Origin of the sequence: Enorma phocaeensis (assembly GCF_900186505.1) — a bacterium.
Classification (GTDB): Bacteria; Actinomycetota; Coriobacteriia; order Coriobacteriales; family Coriobacteriaceae; genus Enorma; species Enorma phocaeensis.
Genome location: NZ_LT891969.1, coordinates 415,489 through 437,399 on the forward strand (window position 1 = coordinate 415,489; position 21,911 = coordinate 437,399).

A 21,911-nucleotide genomic window follows, 5' to 3' on the forward strand; every position below is an offset into this window, starting at 1 on the left:
ATAAAGAGCCTAGTCATCATCGAGGGAGCGCTTGATGCGGTCGCCTTCAGCGAGCAGCATGCGCAGCCGATCCTGGTCGCCTGCGGAAAGGGCGCTTCTATACCCATCGAGCGCATCAATGAGACCGGTGAGCTCGCTTATAAGGTTCTCCGCGTTCTCGCACATGAGTTCAGCCCACATCGTGGGGTTGAGGTGCGCCACGCGCGTGAGGTCTCGATAGCTTCCGGCGGAGAAGCCGTGGTGTCCCTGGGCGGTGGGGCTTTTGACGTAGGCGTTCGAGACGATGTGCGCGAGCTGGCTCGTGAAGGCGATCACGCGGTCGTGGTCCTCGGGGGTGGTCACGCTGAACGACCCGAAGCCCAAGGGGGAGAGTAGCGTGTGGGCGCGGTCAAGTAGCCTGAGCCGCTCGAGGTCACCAATCGCTGGCGGGACGAGAACCATGGGGGCGCCTTTGAAGAGATCGGCGCGTGCGTACGCGAAGCCTGAATGCTCGGTTCCCGCCATGGGGTGCGTTCCCAAGAATGCGAAGCCATGGTCTTGAGCGAGTTTGAAAGCCTCTGCGCATACGGTCGATTTCACGCCGGCGGTATCGATGACGAGCGGACCGGTGCCCGCGGGGACATCGGAAGCTGCGGCAAGTGCCGCGGCGTGCTCCTTGAGCCATGCGATGCAAGCGAGCGGATAGGCAGCAAGAACGACGATGTCGAGCTTGCCGAGGGCATCGTCGTCAAGCACGCCGGCGATCGTGTCCACGCGTGCGGCTTCTAAGATGTCCCCGTCGATGTCGAAGGCATAGACCTCAGCACCTGCTGCGCGGTACGCTCGAGCGAAGCTGCCCCCGATAAGGCCAAGTCCCACGATGCCTACATGAAGGCTGGGCGCAAGGCTCGCGTCTGCGCGCGCGTCCCCCGTTCCCATCATCGAGTCGCCTCTTCAGATGCAGGCTGAATGGCATCGCGGATGAGGGCGATGCGACGCATCAGGTCATCGAACATGTCAGGGGTCAGCGCTTGAGCGCCATCGGACCATGCATGGCTTGGGTCGTCGTGAACCTCGATCTCCAGGCCGTCCGCGCCGGCAGCCGTCGCGGCGAGCGCCATGGGAGCGACGTAACGGGTGTAGCCGGTCGCATGGCTGGGGTCGGCGACCACAGGAAGATGCGAGAGGTAATGGAGCACGGGAACAGCATTCAGGTCGAAGGTGTTCCTCGTGCGCGTCTCGAACGTGCGAATGCCGCGCTCGCACAGTATCACGTTGTCGTTGCCCTCGCTCATGATGTACTCAGCAGCCATGAGGAGCTCATCGATGGTCCCCGACATTCCACGTTTGAGCAGCACGGGCGTTTTCGTTTTACCGACCTCTTTGAGCAGGGTGAAGTTCTGCGCATTGCGGGCGCCGATCTGCATGACGTCGATGCGCTTGTCGAGGAAGACCGGGATATCGCGTGCATCCATGATCTCGGTCACGATGGGCATGCCGAGCTCGGCGCGCGCTTCGCAGAGCAGGTCCAAGCCCGCAGGGCCCATGCCCTGGTAGGCGTAGGGGCTCGTTCGGGGCTTGTAGGCGCCACCGCGAAGCATGGTCGCACCGGCAGCATGAACGCGCCGTGCGATGCGGATGAGGTTCTCGCCCTCTACGGAGCACGGGCCGGCGATGACCTGGAAGTGCCCGCCGCCCAAGAGGACCCCGCCCCCGCAGTCGATGACGGAGTCTGCGGGGTGGAACTTTCGGTTCGCCTTCTTGAACGGCTCTGAGACACGCTGCACGCGCTCCACGATATCCATGCTTTCAAGCAGGAACGGATCGATCTTGGTTGTGTCGCCCACCAAGCCGATGATGAGTTCGTTCTCGCCTCGACTGATGTGCGCTTGCAGTCCTTTGCCTTCGATCCAGCTGGCAAGCTTCTTCACAGCCCTATCGTCGGCGCTGTTCTTGAGTATCGCGATCATGTAGTCTCCTGCTATCGTGCTGAAACGGTTCAAGTATTGAGAGTTTAGCGCACTTGTCCGCGCGCTTGGTCACGAACACCGGCCCAGCACGGCTTCGAAACAACATAAGAAAAATCCGGGCTGCCGAGCAACCCGGATGAAGCGTCTTGGTGTCCCATGCAGGATTCGAACCTGTGACCTTCTGCTCCGGAGGCAGACGCTCTAATCCACTGAGCTAATGGGACGTTGATGACAGCCATTATACTCAAACAGGGCCGAGAAGCAACGGCAGCGATATCCGCTCGATGCGCGCGTTCGAAGACCATGGCCTCTTCTTGCTTGCCATGCTTGTTGCGCGGGCCGTCGAGGATAATTCGCGTACTTGCGTTCATGATCGTTTTTGTGGGTAAGCTTATGGGCGTTCAAAAACTGCAGGGAGGTTCGATGACAGGGGATTGCGAGGCGGCTGACGTGTCCGGAGCGCACGGTGCCGTGGATTCGCCGTCGACGATGCATGGGTTGACATCCTCCGAGGTTGCCGAGCGCGTTGCCCAGGGGCGCGTCAACATCAACACCGAGCTCAAGACCAAATCGGTCAAGCAGCTCGTACTCGATAACTTGCTCACGCTCTTCAACCTTATCAACTTGGTGCTTGCGTTGCTCGTGATCATCGCGGGCTCATTCAAGAACCTCACGTTCCTCGCAATCGTCGTGCTCAACACGGGCATTGGTATCGTGCAGGCTCTTCGCTCAAAGCGCATGGTGGATAAGCTGACGCTCCTTGCGACCAAGAAGGCGACGGCCTTGCGCGATGGGGTTGAAGTCGAGCTCGATCTTGACGACATCGTCATCGACGAGGTTGTCAAACTCGGTCGCGGCGACCAGGTGCCTGCGGATGCGGTCGTTATCAAGGGCGAGGCGCAGGTTAATGAAAGCCTGCTCACGGGAGAGAGCAACTTGATCAAGAAGGCTCCGGGCAGCGAGCTCATGAGCGGCAGCTTTCTCGATTCCGGTCTGGTCTATGCGCGAGTGGTCCATGTTGGTGCCGAGAACTACGTCGCCAAGATCAACAACGAGGCGAAGTACGTTAAAAAGGTAAACTCCGAGATCCTCAACACGCTGAACCTCATCGTCAAGTTCGCAAGCGTCATCATGCTTCCTCTGGGAATCGCCCTGTTCATATCGAGTGTGAGCGAGAGCTATGCCGTTTGGGAGGCGACATCGACCGATCCCTCTGTGGGAATGTTCTCATGGATGTTCTCCGGCCCGGAAGCGTGGGGAGCCGTATCGGCGGCGATCCTCTCCACGGTGGGTGCGCTTTTGGGGATGATCCCACAGGGCCTTGTGCTGCTCACCTCATCGGTGCTCGCCATCTCCACCATTCGGCTCGCCCGCAGAAACGTCCTTGCCCAGCAGCTCTACTGCATCGAGACACTGGCACGCGTCGATGTGCTCTGCCTCGATAAGACCGGCACGATAACGTCTGGTCGAATGGAGGTGGAGGGTAGCTATCCGCTGCCTATCGAGGGGCCTGCAGCGGACATCGCGCTGCCCGCCGAGGTCGCTCTGGTCGATTTCGCGCTCGCCAACATCGCACGGGCAACATCCGAAGATGCGAACGAGACCTGCAAGGCTCTGCTCGACCGGTATGAGGCTTCGAACGTGCCGATAAGCGCGCCCGTTCGCGTCGTACCGTTCTCATCCGCGAAGAAGTGGAGCGGTGCGGTATTTGCAGAGGGCGCCTTTGTGATGGGGGCGGCGCAGTTCGTTCTCGACCACGAGACGTTCCGGCAGGTGGAGGATCGCGTCGCCGAGCTGGCGAGCACCTGCCGCGTGCTCGTCGTCGCGCTCGTGGACGGCTTCGATGAGGACGGCAACATGTTGGGCGCTGCCCGGCCGCTGGGCTTCGTGACCATCCGCGACGAGATCCGCACTTCCGCTGCTGAGACCATCGGTTACTTCAACGAGCAGGGCGTTATCCTGAACGTCATCTCGGGCGACGACCCGCGAACGGTATCCTCTATCGCGAAAGTCGTAGGCATTCCCGGTGCCGACGCCTTCGTTGACGCGACGACGCTTGACACGCCTGGGAAGATCGACGCGGCCATCGATCGATATCACGTGTTCGGGCGCGTGACCCCGCAGCAGAAACGAGAGCTCGTCCAGGCGCTTCAGCGCCGCGGCCATACCGTTGCCATGACAGGCGATGGCGTAAACGACGTCCTCGCGCTCAAGGAAGCGGATTGCTCGGTTGCGATGGCGGCTGGTTCGGACGCGGCGCGCAACGTGGCGGAACTCGTGCTCGTGGATAACGATTTCGCGAGCATGTCCGCTGTCGTGGCGGAGGGGCGCCGCTCCATCAACAACCTTCAGCGCTCTGCAGCGCTGTTCCTAACCAAGACCCTCTTCTCCATGGGTCTTGCCGCGATCTGCATCGCGTTTCCACCGTATCCATTCCAGCCTATACAGATGACGCTCATAAACTTCTTCTGCATCGGCTACCCCGGTTTCGTGCTCGGACTCGAGGCCAACCGCGCGCGCGTCGAGGGCAGTTTTCTCGTCAACGTCGTCAAGCGCGCGTTCCCTGCGTCTGTCTCAGTCATCGTCGGAGCCTGCCTGTGCATGCTTGCAAGCTCGCTGCTCGCGTTCGATGTTTCAACGCTTTCCACGATGTGCCTCGTTTCGACAGCGAGTGTTGGGTGCTGCCTCATTTGGCGAATCTCACAGCCGTTCACGATAGTGCGCGCCTTGCTCTTCGCCTCCATCATCGGAGGGCTCGCGATCGGCATCATCGGATTTCCCGATTTCTTCTCGATCGCGTACATGGGGTGGGGGCTGGCCATGCTGCTCGCGGTCATTTCGCTCGCTTGCTGTGCCGTGTTCTTCCGGCTTGCTCGATTGATGGATTCCCGCGCGCCCCGAACGACGCGTCTTGCATCGGGCTTTGGCCGCGGGGTTCGCGTATCTTTGGGGCGCAAGGGCTCCAAAAGGCGCGTTTCCTCCACGGGATCTTCGGCAAGAAGGGCCGTGAACGCAGTGAGGGCGCGCATCCAGAGGCAACCCGACCGAACCATGGACGCGGACAACGCAGCGGTTGCTCCGGCATCCACGCGTTCTTTCGACGAGCCCTCGGTGAATACGGACCCTGCTGTTGATGCGCCTCAGGCACGGGATACGAAGTCGGGTGTCCGAAGGTCAGCCCCATCGACGGGGCATGGCATCGACGGTTCGGGCGCTCGATCGGTGCGAACGGTAACGAAGTCAACGGGCGGGATCACGATGCGCATGCCGCGGCGCCCTCGTGCGCGCTCGAGCGGAATCGGCGAATCGCGTGATGGATAGGCATCTTTCGCGTCCCGTCGTCTTGGTCGGCATTCTGATGCCGAGTTCCATTACGGTTGCTTGGTCTAGGTGGTATCCTACCGTCAGCGTTAGGCTCGTCGACCGCCGGGTGCATATATGTAGCGAGAAAGGCAAGTTGTGATCTGCCCCCAGTGCCTAAAAACCATTGATGACCATGCGGCCGTGTGCCCTCATTGCCACGCCTATGTTCAAGCTGCTCCCGCGCGGAAGAGCTACGTGTTCTGCGAGGGGTGCGGTGCCAGGCTTTCAGCAAGCGATCGAACCTGTCCAAAGTGCGGGCGGCCTGCTCCGGGGATCCTCTCGACCGATGCGGCTGCCTCTGATCTTGCTGCTGGCAAAACCGCGAGCTTTCCTAAGCTGACCGATGTCATGCTCGAAGGGGCCCGTTCGGGCAGAAGTGCCAGGTCTAGCTCGGTACAAGACGTTCTCTCGGAGTCGCTCGACCCTTCGGCCACCAACATCCTCGACCGCAGCGAGCTCGACAGGAAATCCAAGAAGCGCAATCCCAATCGTGCCGAGGATCCCTATCATCCACGAAAGATCGTCTCGCGCAGGATGCTTCTCGCCTTCAGCGCCATGGTTGTCGTCGCCTGCGCCATCGCGTTCGTTTGGTTCGATCCTCTCGGCGTGATGCCGGGCTTTTACCAGAGCGTGAGAACTTCCGCCCAAGAGTCGTTCCCGAGCCGCGAAGGCATGGGGGGCGCCGAGCAGCTGGCGGAAGACGCAGAGTCCGATACCCAGGATGAGGGATCCCAGACGCTTGAAGACCAGACGCTCTCTGATGAGGCCGCCCTCGCGGAGCTAACCGACCTCTATGAGCGCGTGGTCGCGGTCAACGAAGGCGACGCCTTCGCCGATGCCATCGATTCGTTCAACGGCTGGTACATGGCATCGAGCCTTCAGAAGCGCCAGGATGCATCGCGTGGAGCCTATGAGGTCCGCGATGAGCTGCAAGGCATTATCGATGAGCTCGATGCGCTAAGGCTTATGGAGGGCTCTCCGTATGAGGCCGATCGCGATAACGTACGGCAGCTTGCTCAGTGGATGTACGAGCGCATCGATGCGATCTGCGCTTCCTGGGATGTGTCGTTGGGCTATCCAGATGGGGAGTCCATGGGACAGCATCAAGATGAGATTCTCGCTCCCATGCGCGAAGCGGGTTCGAGCGCTTTGAACAGCTATTACGAGCATGTGACGGAATGGCGGCCCCAGGAGCACTGAATCGGTGCGCGCCTTGAGGGCTAGGGGGTTAAGAATTGGCCCTTCTACATGCCGAATTCGTGAATGCCCACGGTTATTGCTAGAATTGGGACGATTGATGAGATTGTGCCGTGGGAAGGATTGCCATGTTCGGTTTTGCCAGGCCTGAGCTTCATACCCCCGCTTACGATGTAGCCGGCGACGAGGTTGCCATCATCGAGACTTCGAAGGGCTCCATCCGCGTTGCCCTGGATGGAGCGGGCGCCCCTATTCACGTCGGTAACTTCTGCGAACTAGCCACCATGGGCTTCTATGATGGCCTTAAGTTCCATCGCTATGTACCCGGCTTTGTCATCCAGGGCGGCGACCCCAACACGCGGGATATGACGGGCGCCGATGTCGCGGCCGGCAAGCCCGGTCCCGACGGCATGCCTGGTACGGGAGGTCCCGGCTGGCGCATCAAGGCCGAGTTCGCTACCAATCCGCGCAACAGCCATGTAGACGGAGCGCTTGCTATGGCCCGCTCCCAAGATCCGGATTCCGCGGGGTCGCAGTTCTACTTCTGCCTTGGTCCCCAGCACAACCTAGATTCGGGTTACACGGTCTTCGGCACGACGCTCGAAGGCCTCGATGTCATCGCCGCGCTCCGTGCAGGCGACGAGATCAAACACGTCGAGATCATCCATGACGTTCCGCGAGCGGGGGAGTAACCGTGAATTCTCAGCTTTTCGAGCAGGCACGTTCCGCATATCGTGCCGGTGACTATTCGACCGCTGTCCAGTTCTTTGCGGCATGCAAGGATGATTCCGAGGTCGCTGGCGAGGTCGACCACCTTAGGGGCAATGCCCTCATGAGGCTCGGCATGGTCCGCGAGGCGGCAAACGCTTATGAGCTGGCGTTGCGCGATACCGCGTACGGCAAGCGCGGCGCGCTGCTCACCAACCGCGGCAAGGCACTTTCGGCTGTCGGCGATGCAGATGGCGCCATCTCTTGCTTTATCGAGGCGACCCAGGATAATTCCTACTCCACGCCCTACAAGGCCTATCTGGGTCTTGGGCGCGCGCTCCTCTCCGAGGATCGCGTCGCCGAGGCCGGTACGGCTTTCCGCCAGGCCGCCATCGATGGTGCAAATCCGGCTCCGGCCTCTGCCCTCGGTCAGCTCGGCGCATGCTTCGTTAAGCTCGGGCGTCCGGCTGATGCCATCGAGTCGTATCGTACCGCGCTCGATTTCGCCGGCCCACGCGATGACACGCGCTCTCTCAACGCGGGTCTTGGCTGCGCATATAGCGCGAGCGGGCGACATACCGAAGCCGTCGAAGCCTTCCGCGTCGCTACGGCGGACGGCATCTACCAGCTCACCCCCGCTGAGGCTGATGCGCAGGCCGCGTCGCAGGACGCGCTCGACGCCGCTTCTGCTCAGAATGCCATGGCTCCTGTGGGCACCCAGCAGGTCGGGGCTCTCGATCCGCTCGATCCGCTCGGAAAGTCGGGGCAGTTCATGCCCGATCCCTCTGACACGGGCTTCTTCACCCTCACCGAATCAGAGATGATCCAGCAGGACCGCCAGAACATGAAGATCCGCCGCAGGCATCGTCACACGGGCCTTAAGGTCTTCCTTGTCATCCTGCTCTTGCTCGTGATCGCTGCTGGCGGCCTTGCATTCGCCTATACGCGAGGGTTCGGCTTGCCCTCGCAACAGGATGCCCTTACGGGCCTCTTCAACGCTGTTACCGATGGCGGAGACACGGGACAGTATCTAGCCCCCGGTCTTTCCGATAGCGCGCGCTCCTCGATCGTGGCCTCCATCCCCGAGGATGCGACGCCTACCATCACCAACATGGACCAGTCCATGACGGAGTCCACGGCGCTTGTCACCGTAGAGCTGCCGCGCGGCGGCCAGCCCACGTACGAGGTCACCTTCGTACGCAACGCGAATCATATCGGATGGGCGGTGAGCTCCATCACCATGCAGTTCGATTCCTCGGATGAGCAGCCTGTTGACGGTGACGCCTCCTCCACGACGACAACTGATGGCGCCGATGCCGCTAGCCAGGATCAGGCTGCCACCGACACCGCCGAGGAGCCCGTCTCCGAGGATGCGCCGGTGGAGTAGCTTGTGTTATTTGCACAGAGCGGCGGCAGGAGATGTACAGGCCGCCGCCCTGTGCTCTACACTAGCTTGCTAGCACAACGCCTCCTCTTTCGATTTTTCTGGAGCTACCTTGTTTTCTTTGATGGACATGCTGTTCGGCCAGTACGCTGGCGACCTTGCTATCGACCTTGGTACCGCTAACACCTTGGTTTCCGTGCGCGGAAAGGGCATCGTGATTCGCGAGCCCTCCGTCGTCGCCATCGATAAGAACGACGATAGGATCCTTGCCGTCGGCATCGAGGCCAAGCGCATGCTCGGCCGCACCCCGGGCAACATCGTTGCGGTTCGTCCGCTGAAGGATGGCGTGATCGCCGATTTCGATGTTACCGAGGCCATGCTGCGCTACTTCATCGACAAGGCTTCCGACAAGCGCTATCCCTGGACGCCCCGTCCGCGTGTCGTGGTCTGCGTGCCCTCGGGTGTCACCTCGGTTGAGAAGCGCGCTGTCTTCGAAGCGACCATGTCCGCCGGAGCGCGCCAGGCTTACCTCATTGAAGAGCCCATGGCGGCCGCTATCGGTGCCGATCTTCCTGTGGAGGAGCCCACGGGTTCTATGGTTATCGATATCGGTGGCGGTACGACCGAGGTGGCGGTTATCGCCATGGGAGGCATCGTCGTCTCACAGTCGATCCGCGTCGCGGGCGATGAGTTCGACCAGTCCATCCTTTCGCATGTACGCGATGCCTACAACCTGGCCATCGGTGAGCGCACGGCAGAGGATATCAAGATCAAGGTTGGCTCTGCGGTGCCCCTCAAAGATGAGCTCGACGTCGAGGTGAACGGCCGCGACGTCATCACCGGTCTGCCCAAGACCGTGCGCATCGAGAGCGAGGAGATCAGGCGGGCGCTGCAAAAGCCGCTTGACGAGATGACCAAGGCAGTCAAGGACGCCCTCGATGCGACGCCGCCGGACCTTGCCTCGGACCTCATGTACTACGGCATCCTGCTCACCGGTGGCGGGGCCCTTCTGCGCGGCCTCGACGTCTTGCTGCGTGATGAGACCGGCGTCTCTGTCAACGTGAGCCCCACTGCGCTGGATAACGTTGTCAACGGATGCGCGCGCGTCCTCGAGGCCAACGCGTTCGATGGCGGTTTCGTCCAGAGCAACGCCTAAGAGAGGGTCCTCTCCGTGCCTCGTTCGCAAGGGTTTTCCTCGCTCAACAACAACAGGCCGTCGACGGGCATGCGTCCGTTCGTGGTTCTCATGATCATCTCCGTATTGCTTCTCACCTTCTACTTGCGTGAGGGCGATACCGGTATCATCCATGGTGTTCGTGGCTTCGTTACGACGGTTACGAGTCCCATCCGCTATGCAGGCTCGGCTGTAGCGTCCCCGTTCAACGCTTTGGGCAACATCATGGGTAACCTCACCGCCTCCCAAGAGACGCTCGAAGAGCTTCGAGCGGAGAACGAACAGCTTACCGCTCAGGTGGCTGAGCTCTCAGAGGCGCAGGAGACCGCTACGCGCTTGGAGCAGCTTCTCGGGCTTCAATCTACCTACAACCTGCAGTCCACGGCTGCCCGAATCATCGGCGACTCGGGTGATGCATGGTCGCGCACGGTGCAGATCAACAAGGGCACGGCCGATGGGCTCTCCATCAACATGCCTGTCTGCAACGCTTCTGGAGTCATAGGTCAGATCATCGAGGTTTCGACCAACACGGCTACCGTCCGCCTTATCACGGACGAGAACTCCGGTGTCTCCGCCATGGTTCAGGCAACACGGGCGCAGGGTATTCTTCAAGGCCAGCCCGATGGGACGCTGAGACTCGAATACGTGACGACCGATTCCGATGTTCAGGAAGGCGATATCATCGTCACCTCGGGCATTGGAGGCGTGTATCCTAAAGGGATTCCCCTCGGGACGGTTTCCTCGGTCACCCGCGATGACAATGCCACGTACTACACGATCGTCGTGACCCCGGCGTCTTCCGGCACGGAGAACAACGAGGAGGTCCTCGTCATCACCTCGCTCACCGCTGAGCAGACGGCAAGTGATGAGGAGGTTGCCGAGGCGAATGCCAACCCGCAGGGTACGGCACGCGATGCATCGTCTGATAGCGGGGAAGCCGACCAATCGGATGGCGATTCTGCTTCGGGCGATGGATCCGATGGCGGCGAGGAGTCCGATGAGAATGCCGGAACGATAGCGGAAGCTGGGCAAGGGGAGTAGGTGAGCCATGGAATACCGCGACACAGCACATAGCCAGCGCGCGCTTGCCATCCTTATTGCCGTGGCCGCCGTCTTGCAGGTCGCTTTGGCTCCCCAGATCTCGATACTGGGTGGCCGCATCAACTTCATGATCATCCTCGCGGGCGTGGTCGCCCTCATGGGCAATGCCAGCCAAGCCGTCTACGTCGGCTTTGGTGCAGGATTGCTGTACGATCTGACCTCTCCGGTTCCCGTTGGCCTCATGACGCTGATCCTTACGGCGGGTTCGTTCCTGCTCGTGCAGATGGCGAGCGCCGGAACGAGCGGATTCTCTTCGACATCCTTGCGTTTCATGGGCATATTCTCTGTCGGGGTCTGCATGCTCAACGGTATCGCCTTGTTCTTCATGGGGAGCGAGCGCGATCTTCTGCTCTCCCTTGGCGGCCATGGTCTCATGAGCGCCGTGCTCACAACGGTCGTGTCCATTCCGTTCCTCATGCTTTCCGGTTCCATGGCCTCATCGCGTTCCGGCTTCTCGGCGCACGGCTACGGTACTCGATTCAAGTCTGCCTCGCGTGGCCGGGGTAGGAGACTGCGGTAGGGGTGGCATCGATGAGTGCTCAGCTCCTCGTCGTTATAGCCGGCCTCATTCTCGTCGCCGCCATAGTGGGGTCCCTCATCTTCATGAGGGGCTATTCCGGCCGCTTCACGTTTGACACGAAGAACGGTACGCGCCCTCGCGCGGCAGAAGGAGAGGGCAATACCCAGGGCCTTGCCTACAAAGGCCGTTTCACCCTGCTGTCTGCAGGGGTCGCCGCGATGTTCACCACGCTTCTCGTGAAGCTCTGGAGCATGCAGATGGTGAGTTCTGACCACTACGATGAGCTCGCCGTGCAGAACCAGACGAGGACCGTGACCACATCGGCTCCCCGTGGACGCATTCTCGACCGTAACGGGAACGAACTCGTGCGCAATCGCGCTTCGCTCGCGGTGACCGCCTATCGGGACCTGCGCGAAGACACGGTGCTCGTGCGCCATATCGCCAATGTGCTCGGCATGCCCTACATCGCCGTCATGCGCAACATCCAGGACAACACCGAGGGCGCCCAGGCGCGCCACACGATAGCAACGGACGTGCGTCGCTCCACGGTCGCCTATATCCAGGAGCACGCCGGCGAGTTCTCGGGCGTCTACATCGAGGACCGTACGGAGCGCGAGTACCCGTACGGGACGCTTGCCTGCCATGTTCTGGGCTACACCGGCACGGTTACCCAAGAGCAGCTGCAAACTCAGCAGGAGCTCATCGATTCGGGCGAGGATTCCGCAAGCTCCATCGTCTACCAATCCGGCGACATCGTCGGCCAAGCGGGTGTCGAGAGTCAATACGAGAACCTGCTCCAGGGTATCCGGGGCGAGCAGACGGTCACGGTTGACTCTGTGGGCAATGTAACCGGGCAGGTCGGCGAGGTGCCGCCGCGACCGGGAACCGATATCAAGCTCACGCTCGACCTCACGATCCAGCGCGCCTGCGAGGAAGGACTGGCGTACGCCATCAACATCTCGCAGCAAGCTGGATACGCGAATGCGCGCAACGGGGCATGCGTGTGCATGGACTGCACCAACGGGGAGATTCTTGGACTTGCGAGCGCGCCGGTGTTCGATCCGTCTGCATTCGTGGGCGGCATCTCATCCGACCTCTGGTCGGAGCTGAACAGCGAGGAGAGCGGTAATCCGCTTTTGAACCGCGTCGTGAGCGGCCAGTACATGTCGGCATCGACGATCAAGCCCTTCTCCGCTTTCGCCGGGCTTGAGTACGGCATCTATCCCGCTACCCGAACCACCACCTGTACCGGCTGGTGGACCGGCAATGGCGAGGCTTATGGTAAGTGGTGCTGGAACCATTCCGGACATGGCACTTTGAACTTGCAAGGCGGCATCACGTGGTCATGCGACCCGGTCTTCTATGACATGGGTAAGGACTTCTACTACGACAAGGACAATCCCGAGGGATTGCAGGAGATGTTCCGCCGCTGGGGCCTTGGCTCCAAGACCGGTGTCGACCTGCCTGCCGAGGCATCGGGCCGTGTTCCCGATGCCGCGTGGAAAAACGAGCACTTCTCGGATTACTCCGCGGAGGATCGCGCCTGGAACCCCGGTGACATGACCAACATCGTCATCGGTCAGGGCGACATCCTGGTGACCCCCCTTCAGATGGCGACCGCGTATGCGGGTATCGCCATGGGTGGCCTTGAACAGACCCCCCATATCCTGCTGTCAGCGGTTTCTCGAGACGGCAGCGGCGATGCCTATCTTTACAACGAGACCGGTAGCAAGGAGCGCCTCACCGCCTCCATCAACTCCGATGACGACCTCTCGCTCGTCAAGGCCGGCCTGAGGGGCGTCATCTACGAGGAAAGCCCGTCGTGCGCCGCGCATTTCAACAACCTGAGCGTTAAGGTGGAGGGCAAATCCGGTACGGGCGAGCGCAGCAACGAGGACCCGTATGCCTGGTTCATCGTCTACGCTCCGGCCGATGATCCAAAATACGTCATCGCCTGCCTGCTCGAAGAGGGCGGTTTTGGCGCCTCGACAGCGATGTATGCGACTCGTCAGGTGCTCGGCGTGATCTACAACGAGCCCGACAACGTCCCCGTTACAACCACCGACCAGACCAGGTAAGGAGGTGCGAATCCATGCCGCCAGCGAAGGGCGCTGCTGCCAGCAGCCTCAAACACGTCAATAAGAAGCTGAGCTCGTCGCGCAGCACGTTCAGACAGCAAGTCCATCTTGGCGTGCTCATCGCATGGATCGGGCTTATCGCCTTCGGCACGGTAATCATCTGGTCTGCGTCGCTCACGAACCCCGAGGCTTCGTTCTCCCGCCATCTGCTCGGTATCGGTCTGGGTGCTTGCGCGGCTATCGTCATGTGGAACCTCAACCTCTCGAATCTGGCCAATCTGTCGAGCGTGCTGATGGCCGTAGATATCGTCCTCATCTTCCTTCCGTTCGTACCCGGCCTTTCTGTCACCGCCAAGGGCATGACCGGTTGGATCAAGATTCCGCTCATCGGCCTGAATTTCCAGCCGGTCGAGCTCGTAAAGATCGTCACGATCTTCTACATGTCGGCCCTCGGTGCGCAATATCACGGGAGCATCGACTCGGTGAAGGAGTACCTCAAACTATGCGGCATGCTCGCGGTGCCATTCATCTGCGTCATCATTCAGGGTGACCTTGGGTCGAGCCTCGTCATCTTCGTTTCCGGCGCGATCATCATCATGATGAGCGGCGCGCGCAAGGAATGGGTTCTGGCTACGCTCGCCATCATCATCGGTTTGGTCTCACTCATCTTGGCGACCGATTCGATCGTCGACGGCATCGTGGGTGACGGGAACTCCTTGATCCAGGACTACCAGATGAATCGACTGCTGGTGTTCCTCGACCCCGAGGCCGATACGTCGAGAGCAGGCTACAACCTTCAGCAGTCGCTCATCGCTGTGGGATCAGGCGGGTTCTTTGGGAAGGGGCTTGGAAACGCAACGCAGTCAGCTGCCGGTTTCTTGCCCGAATCCCATACCGACTTCGTTTTCGCCCTGCTCAGCGAGACGTTCGGCTTCGCGGGCGCGTTCGTCCTCCTTGCGCTTTTCGCGCTGCTGATGTTTTCGACCATCCGAGTCGCCATCAAATGCGACTCGCTGTTCTATAAGCTCGTCTGCGTCGGGTTCGTGGGCATGTGGCTCTTCCAGATCTTCGAGAACATCGGCATGTGCATCGGGCTCATGCCCATCACCGGCATCCCGTTGCCGTTCATCAGCTTCGGCTCTTCATCCATGATCGTCCAGTGCTTGGTTATCGGTATCATCCAGTCCATATGGCGCCGCCATGCGGCTCAGTGAGGTGTTGCTATGCGTATTCCCCTTGATATGTTCGCCCAAGCCGTAAGGGTCGGCGCCTCTGCCAAACATGATTCAGATGCGCCCATTCGCGTTTCGGTCTACCTGGACGAGAGCGCTACGCCGTTTCTTGTCGAGACGGTGAGGGACGCTTTCGTTCCGCAGACTACCTCCGCGCTCGTGCGCGTGGAGCGCATCGCGGCAAAACCGCTGGAACCCCGCGACGACACCGATGTCGCGCTCGTCATCTCATGCGGGTCGGTGCGCTTGCAGGGCGCTGTTCAGGAGCTCCTGGTCGCAGGGGCTCCAGTGGCCGTCATCGCCGAGTCGAGCGTAGAGGCTCCCTTCATCAAAGCCGACACGCCCATGCTCGGGCTGATCGCGGCGACGAACAAGACCTATCTTCTCGAGACCCTCGCTCGCTGGATTCTCGACCGCACCGAGAAGGACGTTGCCTTTGCGGCGAACTTCCCCTTCATGCGCATCGCCGCCGTGAACCGCATCGTGACCTCGTGCGCGCTTGCCAACATGGCGACGGGAGCGCTCGTATTCATCCCGGGCGCCGACTTTCCTGTCATGACCGCCGCGCAGATCGGCATGGCGTTGCAGCTGAGTTCGATCTTCGGCTACCGATTGGAGCTCGAGCGCGGCTACGAGGTCGCCGCCGTCATCGGCGCCGGTCTGGCGCTGCGGGCTATGGCGCGCGGCGTATGCCGGTTCCTGCCTCACGGCGGCTTCATCGCGAAAGCTGCCATCGCCGCCGTCGGCACGTATGGCATGGGCCGTGTGCTTGCTTCGATATACGAGCGCGGCGTCGACTACTCCTCCATCAACGGGGCAATCAAGTCCCTCGTTGCTCGCGTCCGCGGGGCAGGGACCGCTGGTGACGGTTCTCCCGCCTCCGTCGCGGTCGCTTCCGTTCGATAGGGGGAATGTGTGCGTACCGTTTACGAGGACCGTTTCGCAGAACTTGAACCGTTGCTGGCTCGCGTTGAGAAACCGAGCAGATACCTAGATCACGAATGGGGCGTCCTGTCCTCGAGCGATGCGAGCTACCGGGCGTGCCTCATCTATCCAGACACGTACGAGGTAGGTCTTCCAAACCAGGGCCTTGCCATCCTCTACAAGATCCTGAACGCGCAGGAGGGCATCTCCTGCGAGCGCTCCTACGTGCCCTGGGTCGACATGGCGGACCTTATGCGTGACGCCGGCGTCCCACTGCTCTCGCTCGAAGGCGCGGCTCCCGTCTCTTCGTTCGATGTGGTGGGTTTCCATGTTCCCCATGAGATGGCGTGCACCAACTATCTCGAAGCCCTCGATCTTGCTGGGATTCCCTTGCTCTCTGCGGATCGCGGTGAAGACGACCCCCTTGTTATCGCTGGCGGCCCGTCGGTCTACAATCCTGAGCCCATCTGCGCGTTCTTTGATGCGATGCTCATCGGTGAGGGGGAGGAGTCCATCGTCGAGGTCTGCCGCGAGCATGAGCGCCTCCGTGATGCGGGTGCTTCTCGTCAAGAGATCCTCCGCGCGCTTGCCAAGATTCCCGGTACCTATGTGCCCGGGCTCTATGAGGTCTCTCATGAAGGAACCTGCACCGATCACGGCTATACGGTTCCTCGCCCGGGCGAGGAGGTTCCCGAGGTCGTTTATAAGCGCGTGATCGCCGATTTCGGCTCAACGGATCCCTTGAGCCAATCGATCGTGCCCTTTGCCGAGCTCGTACACGACCGTCTTTCCATCGAGATCCTTCGAGGCTGCGCGCGCGGTTGCCGCTTCTGCCAGGCTGGTATGACGTATCGCCCCGTTCGGGAGCGCACGCCCGACCAGATCGTCGCTGCCGTAACGCGCGGGCTTGAGCGCACGGGCTACGACGAGGTGTCGCTCACCTCGCTGTCCACCACCGATCATTCGTGCTGCGCCAAGATCCTGCGGCGGCTCAATCGGGGGCTCGCCGACACGGGAATCTCGGTTTCCATCCCCTCGCAGCGCCTCGACTCCTTCGGGGTGGACATGGCGCTCGAGGTCGCGGGGGAGAAGAAGGGCGGACTCACGTTCGCGCCCGAGGCCGGCAGCCAGCGCTTGCGCGACATCATCAACAAGAACGTCACGGAAGAGGATCTCGATCGTGCTGCGCGCGCCGCCTATGAAGCCGGCTGGCGGCGCATCAAGCTCTATTTCATGATGGGCCTGCCCGGTGAGCGCGATGAGGACATCGTTGCCATCGCCAACCTTGCGGATCACGTGATCGATATCGCGCATGAGGTCTTCCCCAAAGGACAGCGCGGGGGCGTATCGGTTTCCATTTCCGTTTCGGTCTTCATCCCTAAGGCGCACACGCCCTTCCAATGGTGCGGTCAGCTTGATGACGCCGAGGTCCGCCGTCGCCAGAAGCTCCTTGTCGAGAGCGTTCGGAGCCGTCAGGTGCGCGTGCATTACCATGATGCGTCCACATCGCTCGTCGAGGCTGCGCTCTCGCGGGCAGGTCGCGATTTCACCCCGGTCATCCTGGGGGCTTGGCGTCGCGGGGCGCGCTTCGACGCCTGGACCGAGCAATTCTCCTTGGATCGCTGGCTTGAGGCTTCGGCCGAGCTGGGCATGGATCTGCGTCGCATCGCAACGGAGCCCTTCGATCTCGAGGCTCGACTGCCCTGGGAGCACGTGAGCCCGGGAGAGTCCCGCGGCTTCTTGGAACGCGAATGGCGTCGGGCTCTGGAGGGAAGGACTACCGAGGACTGCACGAGAACCTCGTGCACGGGCTGCGGCATCTGCCCCACGCTCGGAGCCTCCAATATCCTGGCAGGTGATAGATCATGAGCGAACAATGCTTGTTCAGGCTGCGGATTCGCTACGTAAAGCAGGGTCGCTTGCGCTATCTGGGCCACTTGGAGGTCATGCACACCATCGAGCGGTCGGTTCGTCGCGCAGGGCTGCCCTATGCGGTCACCCAGGGGTTCTCGCCGCATCTGCGCGCTGGATTCTCCTCGGCATTGCCGGTGGGCACTGGCTCCACCTGCGAATGGTACGATCTCTTCTTGACCGAGTTGGTTCCAATCGAAGATGCGCTCGCTCGTCTCAAGGCGGCGACGCCTGCCGACCTCGCACCTCAAGAGGCGGGCTACATCGATGTGCGCGCTGCTGCCCTCACGTCTTTCATCACGCGCGCCAACTACAGCGTCCAGCTCGTATCTCGTGAGGGACGGGACGTTTCCTTGGACGGGCTTGCTGCTGTGCTCGATCGCGTGGCTGCACGCAGGGAGATACCCTATCAGCGCGGTCGCAAGACCAAGCGACTCGACCTTGCCCGCACGCTTAAAGGATACGCGGTTCATGCCGGCGAAGAGGCGGGCGCATTCGGAGTCGAGCTTAAGACGTATATGGATAACGAGGGGGCGCTCAGGCCCGAGATCCTGCTCGCGGCCATCGATGCCGAGCTAAGGGGGGAACCGGATGCAGCCATCGAGTCCACGGGTATCCAGGACCTCGCCTGCTTCGAACGGTATCAGGTCGAGAGGGTGGCGCAGTTTGGTCAGGACGAGACCGGTCGGCGCATCATGCCGCTGTGACCCAAGCTTCAGGAATCCCCGAAGGCAAGGACGAGCGGAGCGCTTCTGGAACAGTATGCGGAGACTCTGCGAATTTCCGTTGACGCAGGATTATGTAGCTGCTACTATATTCGATCGTTGCACTACCAGATGCATGAAGGGCTAACACATGTACGCAATCGTTTCAACCGGCGGCAAGCAGTACAAGGTCGCGCAGGATGATGTGATTACCGTCGAGAAGATCGAGGGCGAGGTCGGCTCCAAGGTTGAGCTTCCCGTCATCTTCCTGAACGACGGCAAGAAGATCGTCACCGACGCTGCCAAGCTTGCCAAGGCCAAGGTCACGGCCGAGATCGTCGACCAGTTCAAGGGCGAGAAGCAGCTTGTCTTCAAGTTCAAGAAGCGCAAGCGCTATCGTCGTCTCAAGGGTCATCGCCAGCAGCTCACCAAGGTGAAGATCACCAAGGTGCAGGCTACGTCGCGCGCTGCCCGCAAGACCACCAAGGAAGCGGAGGCTCCGGCCGAGGCTCCCGTAGCCGAGTAGCGCACTCAGAGAGAGTAGGTACGAGACATGGCACACAAAAAAGGACTCGGTTCCTCCCGTAATGGCCGCGACTCCCGCGGTCAGCGTCTTGGCTGCAAGCGTTTCGGCGGCCAGTCCGTCACTGCGGGCACGATTCTCGTCCGCCAGCACGGCACTCACATCCATCCGGGTGAGAACGTCGGTCGCGGCAAGGACGATACGCTGTTCGCCCTTATCGACGGTACGGTCGAGTACAAGCGCGGTATCAAGCATCGCGTGAGCGTGCGTCCGTTCGCCAACGCATAGCAGACCCTTCATACCATGCATATGCGGGAGGCCCTCGTTTGTTTCGGGGGTCTCCCGTTTTTTGAAAGCGAGGATTGAGATGCCACAGTTCACCGATATCTGCCGCATCAACGTGAAGGGCGGCGACGGCGGCGCCGGTTGCATGTCGTTCAGACGCGAGGCGCATGTGCCCAAGGGCGGCCCCGACGGCGGCGACGGCGGCCGTGGGGGCAACGTCATCATAAAAGCCGATGTCCAGCTCTCCTCGCTCATCGACTATCGCTTCAAGCACCATTTCCGCGCCGAGCGAGGAACGCACGGCAAGGGCGCGCGCAAAGACGGGCGCTCCGGCGAGGACCTCATCTTGAAGGTTCCCGTCGGCACGGTCGTTCGCGAACTTGACCTCGAGACCCAGGAGCCGCTCTACGAGATCGCCGACCTCACGCATGATGGGGAGCAGGTGGTGGTCGCTCCGGGCGGTCAGGGCGGTCTCGGCAACACGCACTTCGTGTCCTCCGTGCGTCGCGCTCCGGCGTTCGCTCAGCTCGGCGAGCCTGCTCAAGAGCATTGGATCGAGCTCGAGATGAAGCTGATGGCCGATGCGGCCCTCGTTGGTCTGCCATCGGTTGGAAAGAGCTCGCTCATCGCGCGTATGAGCGCAGCTCGTCCCAAGATCGCAGATTATCCTTTTACGACGCTCGTTCCAAATCTCGGCGTGGTGCGCGCCGGTGAATATTCCTACGTCGTCGCTGACGTGCCTGGTCTTATCGAAGGGGCGAGCGAGGGGAAGGGGCTCGGTCATCAGTTCCTGCGCCACATCGAACGAACGGCCCTCATCATGCATGTCGTTGACATCACCGGAGGTTTCGAGAATCGAGATCCTGTTGAGGACTATCGCGTTATCAACGAGGAGCTTCGCCGCTATGCTGCCGACATCGCCGAGAGGCCGCAGATAGTCGTCGCCAATAAGTGCGACGTTACCGGTACCGCAGATCGCATCGCCCGTCTGAAGGAAGCCGTTTCCGCCGACGGGCATCGCTTCTTTGCCGTTTCCGCCGTTACGGGCGCGGGCATGAACACGCTCATGCTCGCATGCGGTGAGGCCGTGGCCAAGCTGCGCTCGGAGCTTTCGAGCGAAGTCGCCCCCGTTATCTACGACGAGCGCTGGGAGCGCCGTCGGCGTGAGCGCGAGCAACGCTTCACGGTGGTGCAGGAGGAGCCGGGGGTCTTTCGCGTCATCGGCACGCAGGTGGAGCGTCTCGTGGTTCAAACCGACTGGGAAAACGAAGAGGCCATCCTGTACCTGCAGCATCGATTCAGCCGCATGGGCGTGGACGATGCCCTCGAAGCCGCCGGTTGCCGCGCGGGAGATGAGGTCCGCATCGTGGGCCGTGCCTTCGATTACGAGGGCGCCGAGGACTTCGAGGACGATGAGGAGATAGAAGCCTCCCCTGAACCGGACGATCTCGAGGGCGTGGATGCCTCGAGTGCGACGGCAGATGCTGCCGCCTCCGCCGCACTCGACGGGGGCTCTGATATCGATGGATGACCTCGCTCTGATCGCATTGCCCGAGCTCGGCAAGGACCCAAATAGGACGTACCGGCTCGGCATCATGGGCGGGACCTTCGATCCCATCCATTACGGCCATCTGGTCACGGCTGAACAGGCGCGTGAGGCGCTCGCCCTCGATCTCGTGCTCTTCATGCCTGCAGGATCTCCTGCTTTCAAACTCGATAAGCGAGTCACGAGGGCGGAGGACCGGTACGCGATGACGGTGCTTGCAACGGCTGCGAACGACGCGTTCTACGCGAGCCGCTTCGAAATCGATCGGCCCGGTGTCACCTACACGGTCGATACCCTCCGCATGCTGCGGGCTCATTATCCAAGCAACGTCGAGCTGTACTTCATAACGGGCGCCGATGCCATTCTCGATATCGTCTCGTGGCACGATGCGGCCGAAATCGCCGAGCTGGCAACGCTGATCGCCGCATCGCGTCCGGGGTACGATATCACGCAAGCTCGTTCGCGCATCGCTGCGGCGGGCATACCCTTTGATGTGCGCTACATCGAGATTCCCGCCCTGGCTATCAGCTCGACCAACATCCGCCAGCGCGTCGCGTGCGGTAAAAGCGTCCGGTACCTCACATCGGAGTCGGTCCTGGGCTTCATCAGGAAGAACGGCTTGTACCGAGAAGAGCTCGCGCATATTCAGGAAGGAGAGGAGGGCGACTGTGGAACAGCTTAAGCAGACGGTCAGCTTTCAGCTCGGATTTGCAGGCGACGAGCTTGAGGTGCTCGAGCATATCGAGGAGATGCTCGCCGTCCGCATGAAGGAGAAGCCCAAGCGACACGCTCACTCGGTGGGCGTCGCGCGCACCGCCGTCAAGCTCGCTCGCGTTTACGGCGTAAACCTCTTCGATGCGGCGGCAGCGGGATTTCTCCACGATTGGGATAAAGTCGTAGAAGATGGCGAGCTCGTAGCGCGCGCGGTGCGTTACCGCATCCCCATTGAGGGCTCGCCTGCTCTGGCTTCGCCGCTTCTTCACGGACCCGTGGCAGCCCGCGAGCTCCCTGAGCTCTTTCCCGAGCTCGATGAGGCGGTCTTCCAGGCGATCGATCGGCATACCGTCGGTGCTTGCGACATGACGCCGCTCGACATGGTACTATTCGTTGCCGATGCCATCGAACCCGGAAGGCACGGCAGCTATGCCGATGAGCTTCGTGCCTTGGTGGGCAAGGCGACCCTGGGGAAGCTCTTCTTCGCCTGCTTCTCCCAAGGGCTCGTCTATGTCATAAACACGGGTCGGTACCTGTACCCCACGGCCCTCGCCATCTACAATCACTACGCGCTCGCCCAGCGCTAAGTCATCAAAGA

General features: G+C 61.2%; 19 protein-coding genes and 1 tRNA gene. 17 read left to right on the top strand and 3 right to left on the bottom strand.

The features are described 5' to 3' along the window. Window positions 1-9: 9 nt before the first annotated feature. From C1717_RS04765 to C1717_RS04775, 3 genes are all read right to left on the bottom strand, one after another. On the bottom strand, window positions 10-921 hold the full coding sequence (locus C1717_RS04765; protein ID WP_342745795.1) for a prephenate dehydrogenase: 912 nt from the start codon (window positions 919-921) through the stop codon (window positions 10-12). After that, complete coding sequence (gene aroF / locus C1717_RS04770; protein WP_102372072.1) at window positions 918-1,949, bottom strand: 3-deoxy-7-phosphoheptulonate synthase; 1,032 nt, start codon at window positions 1,947-1,949, stop codon at window positions 918-920. Before aroF ends, C1717_RS04765 begins: the two co-directional genes overlap by 4 nt. A gap of 147 nt (window positions 1,950-2,096) precedes the next feature. Then, a tRNA-Arg gene (locus tag C1717_RS04775) sits at window positions 2,097-2,173 on the bottom strand. A 199-nt stretch (window positions 2,174-2,372) separates the two neighbouring features. Between C1717_RS04775 and C1717_RS04780 the strand changes: the two genes are divergently transcribed. From C1717_RS04780 to yqeK, 17 genes are all read left to right on the top strand, one after another. Continuing rightward, window positions 2,373-5,270: an HAD-IC family P-type ATPase gene (locus C1717_RS04780; protein WP_180965841.1), complete on the top strand. Its 2,898-nt coding sequence runs from the start codon at window positions 2,373-2,375 to the stop codon at window positions 5,268-5,270. Between the two features lie 138 nt (window positions 5,271-5,408). Beyond that, complete coding sequence (locus tag C1717_RS04785) at window positions 5,409-6,512, top strand: zinc ribbon domain-containing protein (protein ID WP_102372073.1); 1,104 nt, start codon at window positions 5,409-5,411, stop codon at window positions 6,510-6,512. 125 nt (window positions 6,513-6,637) lie between these two features. Then, on the top strand, window positions 6,638-7,201 hold the full coding sequence (locus C1717_RS04790; RefSeq protein WP_102372074.1) for a peptidylprolyl isomerase: 564 nt from the start codon (window positions 6,638-6,640) through the stop codon (window positions 7,199-7,201). Window positions 7,202-7,203: 2 nt separating this feature from the next. Continuing rightward, entirely contained in the window at window positions 7,204-8,604 is a 1,401-nt protein-coding gene (locus C1717_RS04795; RefSeq protein ID WP_102372075.1) for a tetratricopeptide repeat protein, read from the top strand. A 121-nt stretch (window positions 8,605-8,725) separates the two neighbouring features. Beyond that, complete coding sequence (mreB, locus tag C1717_RS04800) at window positions 8,726-9,757, top strand: rod shape-determining protein (RefSeq protein ID WP_102372076.1); 1,032 nt, start codon at window positions 8,726-8,728, stop codon at window positions 9,755-9,757. A 15-nt stretch (window positions 9,758-9,772) separates the two neighbouring features. Continuing rightward, the gene (gene mreC, locus C1717_RS04805; RefSeq protein ID WP_245859472.1) at window positions 9,773-10,816 is read left to right on the top strand and encodes a rod shape-determining protein MreC; all 1,044 of its coding nucleotides are present in this window, start codon (window positions 9,773-9,775) and stop codon (window positions 10,814-10,816) included. A 7-nt stretch (window positions 10,817-10,823) separates the two neighbouring features. Further along, window positions 10,824-11,396: a hypothetical protein gene (locus C1717_RS04810; RefSeq protein ID WP_102372077.1), complete on the top strand. Its 573-nt coding sequence runs from the start codon at window positions 10,824-10,826 to the stop codon at window positions 11,394-11,396. Between the two features lie 11 nt (window positions 11,397-11,407). Continuing rightward, on the top strand, window positions 11,408-13,474 hold the full coding sequence (gene mrdA / locus C1717_RS04815; RefSeq protein ID WP_102372321.1) for a penicillin-binding protein 2: 2,067 nt from the start codon (window positions 11,408-11,410) through the stop codon (window positions 13,472-13,474). Between the two features lie 14 nt (window positions 13,475-13,488). Continuing rightward, complete coding sequence (locus C1717_RS04820; protein ID WP_102372078.1) at window positions 13,489-14,688, top strand: FtsW/RodA/SpoVE family cell cycle protein; 1,200 nt, start codon at window positions 13,489-13,491, stop codon at window positions 14,686-14,688. A 9-nt stretch (window positions 14,689-14,697) separates the two neighbouring features. Beyond that, a complete protein-coding gene (locus C1717_RS04825) occupies window positions 14,698-15,612 on the top strand; it encodes a YcjF family protein (RefSeq protein WP_102372079.1) in 915 nt (304 codons plus the stop codon). 9 nt (window positions 15,613-15,621) lie between these two features. Continuing rightward, complete coding sequence (locus C1717_RS04830) at window positions 15,622-17,499, top strand: TIGR03960 family B12-binding radical SAM protein (RefSeq protein ID WP_102372080.1); 1,878 nt, start codon at window positions 15,622-15,624, stop codon at window positions 17,497-17,499. Beyond that, window positions 17,496-18,248 carry a TIGR03936 family radical SAM-associated protein gene (locus C1717_RS04835; protein ID WP_102372081.1) on the top strand — a complete coding sequence of 251 codons (753 nt, stop codon included), beginning with the start codon at window positions 17,496-17,498 and terminating at the stop codon, window positions 18,246-18,248. Before C1717_RS04830 ends, C1717_RS04835 begins: the two co-directional genes overlap by 4 nt. Before the next feature lie 148 nt (window positions 18,249-18,396). Then, complete coding sequence (gene rplU / locus C1717_RS04840; RefSeq protein ID WP_102372082.1) at window positions 18,397-18,771, top strand: 50S ribosomal protein L21; 375 nt, start codon at window positions 18,397-18,399, stop codon at window positions 18,769-18,771. 27 nt (window positions 18,772-18,798) lie between these two features. After that, window positions 18,799-19,056 carry a 50S ribosomal protein L27 gene (rpmA, locus tag C1717_RS04845; RefSeq protein ID WP_102372083.1) on the top strand — a complete coding sequence of 86 codons (258 nt, stop codon included), beginning with the start codon at window positions 18,799-18,801 and terminating at the stop codon, window positions 19,054-19,056. 79 nt (window positions 19,057-19,135) lie between these two features. Continuing rightward, window positions 19,136-20,584, top strand: coding sequence for a GTPase ObgE (gene obgE / locus C1717_RS04850; RefSeq protein ID WP_102372084.1), 1,449 nt, complete (start codon window positions 19,136-19,138; stop codon window positions 20,582-20,584). After that, window positions 20,577-21,281, top strand: a complete 705-nt coding sequence (gene nadD / locus C1717_RS04855; RefSeq protein ID WP_102372085.1) for a nicotinate-nucleotide adenylyltransferase — start codon at window positions 20,577-20,579, stop codon at window positions 21,279-21,281. Before obgE ends, nadD begins: the two co-directional genes overlap by 8 nt. Then, entirely contained in the window at window positions 21,268-21,900 is a 633-nt protein-coding gene (gene yqeK, locus C1717_RS04860; protein WP_245859473.1) for a bis(5'-nucleosyl)-tetraphosphatase (symmetrical) YqeK, read from the top strand. Before nadD ends, yqeK begins: the two co-directional genes overlap by 14 nt. Window positions 21,901-21,911 lie beyond the last annotated feature (11 nt).

Excerpts from the sequence above, each read along its gene's own strand:
- rpmA (WP_102372083.1), top strand. The coding sequence starts at position 18,799 with ATGGCACACAAAAAAGGACTCGGTTCCTCCCGTAATGGCCGCGACTCC.
- C1717_RS04790 (WP_102372074.1), top strand. The coding sequence starts at position 6,638 with ATGTTCGGTTTTGCCAGGCCTGAGCTTCATACCCCCGCTTACGATGTA.
- obgE (WP_102372084.1), top strand. The coding sequence starts at position 19,136 with ATGCCACAGTTCACCGATATCTGCCGCATCAACGTGAAGGGCGGCGAC.
- mreB (WP_102372076.1), top strand. The coding sequence starts at position 8,726 with ATGGACATGCTGTTCGGCCAGTACGCTGGCGACCTTGCTATCGACCTT.
- C1717_RS04765 (WP_342745795.1), bottom strand. The coding sequence starts at position 921 with ATGATGGGAACGGGGGACGCGCGCGCAGACGCGAGCCTTGCGCCCAGC.
- C1717_RS04810 (WP_102372077.1), top strand. The coding sequence starts at position 10,824 with ATGGAATACCGCGACACAGCACATAGCCAGCGCGCGCTTGCCATCCTT.
- C1717_RS04825 (WP_102372079.1), top strand. The coding sequence starts at position 14,698 with ATGCGTATTCCCCTTGATATGTTCGCCCAAGCCGTAAGGGTCGGCGCC.
- C1717_RS04780 (WP_180965841.1), top strand. The coding sequence starts at position 2,373 with ATGACAGGGGATTGCGAGGCGGCTGACGTGTCCGGAGCGCACGGTGCC.
- nadD (WP_102372085.1), top strand. The coding sequence starts at position 20,577 with ATGGATGACCTCGCTCTGATCGCATTGCCCGAGCTCGGCAAGGACCCA.
- aroF (WP_102372072.1), bottom strand. The coding sequence starts at position 1,949 with ATGATCGCGATACTCAAGAACAGCGCCGACGATAGGGCTGTGAAGAAG.
- C1717_RS04835 (WP_102372081.1), top strand. The coding sequence starts at position 17,496 with ATGAGCGAACAATGCTTGTTCAGGCTGCGGATTCGCTACGTAAAGCAG.
- mrdA (WP_102372321.1), top strand. The coding sequence starts at position 11,408 with ATGAGTGCTCAGCTCCTCGTCGTTATAGCCGGCCTCATTCTCGTCGCC.
- rplU (WP_102372082.1), top strand. The coding sequence starts at position 18,397 with ATGTACGCAATCGTTTCAACCGGCGGCAAGCAGTACAAGGTCGCGCAG.
- C1717_RS04820 (WP_102372078.1), top strand. The coding sequence starts at position 13,489 with ATGCCGCCAGCGAAGGGCGCTGCTGCCAGCAGCCTCAAACACGTCAAT.